4 protein-coding genes are annotated in these 6,939 nt (G+C 57.0%); 1 reads left to right on the top strand and 3 read right to left on the bottom strand.

Annotated features, from left to right (window positions below; genetic code table 11):
• Positions 1 to 181: 181 nt before the first annotated feature.
• The 3 genes from metG to rsmI form a co-directional block, all read right to left on the bottom strand.
• Positions 182 to 2,017, bottom strand: a complete 1,836-nt coding sequence (gene metG / locus BMZ01_RS10580) for a methionine--tRNA ligase (RefSeq protein WP_092287193.1) — start codon at positions 2,015 to 2,017, stop codon at positions 182 to 184.
• Between the two features lie 159 nt (positions 2,018 to 2,176).
• On the bottom strand, positions 2,177 to 4,066 hold the full coding sequence (locus BMZ01_RS10575; protein WP_395890984.1) for a BCCT family transporter: 1,890 nt from the start codon (positions 4,064 to 4,066) through the stop codon (positions 2,177 to 2,179).
• A gap of 240 nt (positions 4,067 to 4,306) precedes the next feature.
• A complete protein-coding gene (rsmI, locus tag BMZ01_RS10570) occupies positions 4,307 to 5,161 on the bottom strand; it encodes a 16S rRNA (cytidine(1402)-2'-O)-methyltransferase (protein ID WP_092287189.1) in 855 nt (284 codons plus the stop codon).
• Positions 5,162 to 5,375: 214 nt separating this feature from the next.
• Between rsmI and BMZ01_RS10565 the strand changes: the two genes are divergently transcribed.
• Positions 5,376 to 6,938 carry a dolichyl-phosphate-mannose--protein mannosyltransferase gene (locus BMZ01_RS10565; RefSeq protein ID WP_092287205.1) on the top strand — a complete coding sequence of 521 codons (1,563 nt, stop codon included), beginning with the start codon at positions 5,376 to 5,378 and terminating at the stop codon, positions 6,936 to 6,938.
• The last annotated feature ends 1 nt before the right edge of the window (position 6,939 follow it).

The raw sequence follows: 6,939 nt of genomic DNA, 5'->3' as shown, positions 1-6,939 counted from the left end.
ACCCCCTAAGCAAAGAAGACCAACAACTCATCAAAGAACACTACAAAACCCACGCCGAAATCAAACGCAGCATCCGCAAACTCACCAACCACACCGACGACCCCAACCAACCCCCACCCTTCTAACCCCCAACAATCACCGTGCCAACACCCACAGGCACGGTGATTCATGCTGCCAAAAACTAAGCCGACTGCACCGGCGCCCACTCCGGACCGGTCTCCCCCAGCTCCGGATCCAACTTCTGAATCAAAGGCTTCGGCTTAGCCAACGGCGTTCCCGGGACCACATCCACACGACCCCAAGCTGCCTGCTGCGACTCATAGTCCCCAGTAATCACCGGGTAGCTCTGATTCTCCTCCGGCAGCCCAACACCCACCAGGTTCACCGGCAGATCATCAGATACCTCGCGAACCTCCGGGGCAGCAGCCCACACACCCTCGCGCCCCAAGGTCTCATGAACCTTCTGCGCAGTGTGCGGCAAATAAGGAGTCAACAAAACATTGCAATCGCTGACCACCTGCAAGGCAGTCCACAGCACCGTAGCCAAACGCTCCCGCTGCTCCTCATCCTTCGCCAAAGCCCAAGGCTGCTGGTCAGCGATATAAGCATTCGCTTCCCCCACCACATGCATCGCCGCAGTAATACCAATCTTGAACTTCGACTCCGCCAAAGCCGCCCCCACGGTCTCGAAGGTCTCATCAGCCAAAGCCAAGATCTTCTTATCCGCGTCGCTCAGCTCGCCCGGCGTCGGCACCTCCCCAAAGTTCTTATGAGCCATCGACACCGTGCGGTTCACCAGGTTGCCCCAGCCATTCGCCAGCTCATTATTCACCCGGCGCACAAACTCATCCCAGGTGAAGTCCGTGTCATTATTCTCCGGCCCCGCCACCGCAATGAAGTAGCGCAAAGGATCCGGACCAAACTCCTGCAGGAAGTCCTTGACATAAATCACCACGCCTTTAGAAGAGCTGAACTTCGAGCCACTCATCGTCAAGAACTCGGAGCTCACCACCTCAGTCGGCAGGTTCAATTCGCCATAGGTGCCAGCTTCCCCACCTTTATCTCCCTTACCTGCATATCCCAGCAATTCCGCCGGCCAGATTTGGGAGTGGAAGGTGATATTGTCCTTGCCCATAAAGTAATAGGACTCAGTTTCCGGGTTATTCCAAAACTCCCGCCACGCCTCTGGGTCACCACTACGGTAGGCCCATTCAATCGACGCAGAAAGATACCCAACAACCGCGTCAAACCACACATAAAGTTTCTTGGCATTATTGTCCTGCCAACCCTCAACCGGAATCGGAATACCCCAGTCAATATCGCGGGTCATCGCACGCGGACGCAGGTCATCCAGCAAATTCAGCGAGAATTTCAACACATTCGGACGCCAAGATTCACGACCCTGCAGCCACTTCTCCAAGGCCCCCGCCAAACTCGGCAGATCCAGCAGGAAGTGTTCCGTCTCAATGAAGTTCGGCGTCTCCCCATTGATCTTCGACACCGGCTTAATCAGATCCGCCGGATCCAGCTGGTTACCACAGGTATCACACTGGTCACCGCGCGCCCCATCTGCACCACAAATCGGGCAGGTGCCCTCAATATAACGATCCGGCAAGGTCCGCCCCGTCGAAGGCGATACCGCCCCCATCGTGGTCTCCTTGATCATGTACCCGTTGTCATACAGCCCCCGGAAGAGCTCCTGCACAACCGAATAATGATTCCGCGTAGTCGTCCGCGTAAACAGGTCATAGGACAATCCCAGCCCCGCCAGGTCCTCCACGATCTGCCGGTTATAGCGATCCGCTAATTCTTTAACCGACACACCTTCCTTATCCGCCTGCACCAACAGCGGCGTGCCATGCTCATCCGTCCCGCTGACCATCAGCACCTTATTCCCGCACATTCGCTGATAACGCGCAAAAACATCAGAGGGAACACCGAACCCCGCAACATGTCCAATATGGCGAGGGCCGTTGGCATAAGGCCAGGCAACAGATACGAGCACAGACTTGGTCATGCGAACCACCTTAATTTATGAGCTCTTCTAAGTATTGCGATACCCCCCTGTCTGAGCGACAGAGGGGTTTTCTTAGCTTTCCCCGAGATCCGGTGATCAGGTGTGCACAGCGTTCAAGGTTTGCTTCCCACCGCTATGCCGCACCTGTTTTCACCAATCCTACTTCCTATTCAAATGCAAACTCGGATTCGCCTTATGCGGACGCTTGCGGCTGCTAGCGCGCTTCTGGCGGCGTTCCTTCAAAGCCTGACGACGCAGCGCCTCAGCGTGAATGCGACGCTCACGGGCCAGTCGGGCCGCGAACTCTTGTTGCGAACGATAATCCAGGTAGATCACGTCATTGCGCAGATCCTTCACCATCGCCACCATCAGCAGGATCACCACCAGCAAGAAGGGGCTCGCCGCAATAATCGTGACATTCTGCAGATTCGTCAGGGTGTCATCACCGGCAGAAAGCAGCATGGTCAAACCGATCAACGCAGTCAGCACACCCCACCCGGCGGAAACAATCGGGGTGGCTTCGGTGCGACCGTATTGGGACATGGAGCCCATCACCGTAGAAGCAGAGTCCGCGGAGGTGATGAAGAAGGTCGAGAGCAGAATCATGGCGATTACACCGGTCAAGGTGCCGAGCGGCAAAGTGTGCAGGAGGCCAAAGAGCTGCTTTTCTGCGGAACCATCACCGTAAATGGAGTGACCCTGCTGTTCCAGGGTGATAGCGGTACCACCGAAGATGGAGAACCACACCACCGACACACCAGTGGGTACCAGCATCACACCAACGCAGAATTCGCGGATCGTGCGACCGCGGGAAATGCGGGCCAGGAACATTCCCACGAAGGGGCTCCAGGAGATCCACCAGGCCCAGTAGAAGATGGACCAGCTAGCCAACCAATCACCCGCAGTGCCATCAGCGGACATGGCGGTACGGCCAGCCATCTCAAAGAAGTTAGCCAAGTAGGCGCCAATGGAACCCGGGATCAGGTTCAAAATGGACACCGTCGGACCCACAATGAAGACGAAGATGGCCAGCAATGCTGCCAGCGCCATATTCGCGTTAGAGAGGTACTGCACGCCCTTACCCACACCGGAAAGCGCGGAGATAATAAAGGCCAAGGTCAGCACCGACACAATGCCAATGATGGTCGACTGGCCGGGGTTTTCAATCAGACCAGAAGCCTTCAGACCAGCACCAATCTGCACCGCACCAACGCCCAAGGAGCAGGCGGTACCGAAGACAGTGGCAATAATCGCCAAAATATCAATGAACTTACCCAGGGCGCCTTCCGCACGCCGTTCACCAATGAGCGGGATGAAGGCCGCACTGACCAGCTGGCGGCGTCCCAGACGGAAGGTGGAGTATGCAATCGCCAGACCAACAATGGCGTAAATAGCCCACGGGTGCAGAGTCCAGTGGAACATAGCCGAGGCCATAGCCGGACCAACCGAGTGCTTGGCGTGGAGGGGCACACCTTCGCGGTAGAAGGTCAGCGGTTCGGAAGCACCATAGAACATCAAACCAATACCCATGCCGGCGGCGAACATCATCGCAATCCAGGACACGGTTCTAAACTCTGGTGCTTCATCATCACGGCCCAAACGGATCTGCCCGAATTTACTCAGGGCCAACACGAAGATGAAGAACACAAAGGCCGTACTAAAGAGGATGAAGGCCCAGCCGAAGTAGCCAACCACAAAGTCCAGAGTGTTGGAGGCGAACTCAGCGAAGCTCACCGGCCCGGTCAGACCCCAAATCACAATCGCCAGGCACACGGTGATGGCTGGAACAACAACAGCCCAGTTCATCTTTGCCTCGCCGGCCTCCGAGGCAAGCTCAATCTCATCCTCGGGGCGATCCGCATGCTTGGTGATCGTCTCGCTTTCCGAGAGCATATTGGCCAGCTGCTCGGTTGCCGAGTAGGAGGCCAAGGTGTCATCCACGGTCACTGGCGTGGCACCAGCTGCTTGGATTTCCCTGGAGGCTTCCGGGGTCACGCTCTTGGAAACATGCTCCAAGCGACCATGGTCCGGCATGTGGGTGTCTGCCACAGGATCAGCGGAGTGATTCTTTCCACCTTCTCCATGCGCATTGTCTTTAGGGTCAGTTGTGGTCATGGAATACCACCTTGGTGGCAGCCGGGATGAAACTCAACTAGAAAAGCCCAGGCTATGAAGCTAAGAAGCCTCAAGAATCAGAAAAGTTATCGTCCCGTTACCAACTGAATGCTGTCACCTAGCTTTAGCTTTAATCTTATTAACCCCAAAAAGATCACGAAATGATAACAACCCTTAGTTTTGTGACGCAGCTCTCTTATCTAGCACGGCTTGATAGAGCTCTCGAGAGCTCACTCCAGCGCTCTCAGCCAGGGCTCGGCAGGCGTGTTTGAGCTTTTCGCCAGCATTCACCCGCTCTTCTACTAAAGCCACCAGATCTTCTGGATCCACTTCCCGCGCAGTGGCCCCCTCCAGGACAACCGTAATCTCGCCCTTCAATCCTTCCTCAGCCCACTTCGCCAACTCGCCTAAGTTAGCGCGCTTTACCTCCTCGAAGGTCTTGGTCAGTTCACGGCACACCGCTGCCCGCCGGTCTGCGCCCAATACCTCCACCGCGGTCGCCAAGGTATCCGCAATGCGGTGCGGGGAGTCAAAGAAGCACACCGCTCGCGATTCAGTCTTCAAAGATTCCAACCACGTGCGCCGCGCCCGCGCTTTACGTGGAGCAAAACCATCGAAGGCGAAGGTTCCCACCGCCAAGCCGCTCAGCGCCAAGGCAGTAGTCACCGCCGAAGGACCCGGAATACAGGTCACCGGAATACCCGCATCATGCGCCGCGGAAACCACGCTATGTCCAGGGTCAGAAACCAAGGGCATACCGGCATCGCTAACTACCAGAACACTGCCATGGGTGGCAGCTTGCAAAAGTTGTTCTACCCGCGATTCTTCATTGTGATCGAAATTAGAGATCACCTGACCGCGGATGTTCACACCGAGGTAATTCGCTAGGTTCTTCGTGCGCCGAGTATCTTCCGCAGCAATAAGATCTGCATATTCAAGCGCATGGCATAACCGAGGGGAAGCATCGCCGGGGTTGCCTAGTGGGGTGCCGGCAATAATGATGCCGCGAGGTAGTTCTTCTGGTTTCACTGCGCTTTCCTTTATCGGTATTGGCCTTGAGCGTAGTTCTGCGCCCGCCGGCCTTACAAGAACCCAGGTGTCAACATAGGTGGTCAAAAATTGCCCCACCGTAGGGGTAATAAGGCTCCCCAATGTTCGCACATAGCCTAGAATCACCGGCGTGACCACCACCGATAAGCTAGCTACCGCCCCCTCGCATCCCCGCGGCGCCCATGGTGCGCCCTTGCACTGGCAGAACCTAGGGTTAATTCCACGCTCTTTGTGGTGGACCAGAGCTGACACGCTTTATTTAGTCATCATCGCGATCTTGGCTTTTGCCACACGGTTTATCGGTCTCGGTGCCGCGCAGTCCTCCGGCACCCCGGTTTTTGATGAAAAGCACTATGTCCCCCAGGCCTGGGATATGGTCCGCAGCTCGCCTAACCCACTAGTCGGGGGCATCGAATCGAACCCCGGTTATGGCCTGGTAGTGCACCCACCGCTAGCCAAACAGATCGAAGCCTGGGGCGAAATGATCTTCGGCTACTCCCCCTGGGGTTGGCGCTTCAGCGGCGCCCTCATGGGTGTCCTGGTGGTCCTAGGCATCATGCTGATCGCGCGGCAGCTCTCCGCCTCCCGCGAGGTAGCTTTCCTAGCCGGCATCCTCGCCATCTTTGATGGTGTACTGCTGGTGAGCTCGCGCTTCGGAATGCTCGATATCTTCCTAACGATTTTTGTCGTCGCCGCTGCGCTATTTCTCATCCTGGATCACCAGCAGGTGGCCACGCGCATGGAGCGTTTCCTGCGCAGCGGTGGAGAGATTATCTGCGGCAGCGGTACCGGGCCACGCCTCGGTTTTAGGTGGTGGCGCTTTGCTGCCGGCATTGCCCTAGGCATGGCACTCTCGGTGAAGTGGTCCGGCGCCTACTACATTGCCTTCTTCGGGCTCATGAGCGCGCTCAGCGATGCTGCGCTGCGTCACCGCGCTGGCGCACCGCGGCCGATTATCGGCGCCCTAGTACGCGATGTCCCCGCAGCCCTAGCCAGCCTGGTGCTGGTCCCTGCGCTGACCTACCTGTGGAGCTGGCGCGCCTGGTTCTCTTCCGAAACCGCCGTGTATCGGCACTACCGTGACGCCGGCAAAATTGAAGGCGGTTCTTTCCTCAACCTTCTCCCCAGCCCCGTCGCAGATTTCCTGTACTACCACTTCTCGGTGCTGAAATTCCACGGCACCTTGAGGACCTCTACCGGTAGTTCGCACCCCTGGGATTCCAAACCCTGGTCCTGGCTGGCTGGCACGCGACCCATCCTTTATTCCTCTGCCACTGATCTGGACTGTGGGGAAAATAAGTGCCGCGAGATGATTTATCTCTTCGGCACCCCAGCCATTTGGTGGCTCACCGTGCCCGTACTGCTGTGGGGCTTCTATGCGCTGATCGTCAAGCGCCGCCGAGAGTTCTTAGTACCGCTGGTTGGCTTCGCCGCTGGCTTTATCCCCTGGCTGCTGGCCTATGACCGCCAAATGTATTTCTTCTATGCCGTCCCCTTGGTGCCCTTCACCATTGTGTTGCTGGCTCTAAGCGCCGGCATGCTCAGTGGCCAAGGGCCACTTATGAGCGGGGTGCTCGGACGCAAGATTCTGCCCAAACTTACTGGCGGGGCGGTGCTGCACCGCGGTACCTTCGCGATCTATGTCTACGTCGGTGTGGTGATCGCCTGCTTCGCCATTTACACCCCGATCCTTTATGGCTTCCGGATTACTGACACCCTGTTCAACCAGCTCATGTGGATGCCAAGCTGGAAATAAC

The sequence above is a fragment of the Corynebacterium spheniscorum genome (genome assembly GCF_900113445.1).
In the GTDB taxonomy this organism is placed as follows: domain Bacteria; phylum Actinomycetota; class Actinomycetes; order Mycobacteriales; family Mycobacteriaceae; genus Corynebacterium; species Corynebacterium spheniscorum.
This window is presented reverse-complemented; position numbering and strand designations above follow the sequence as displayed.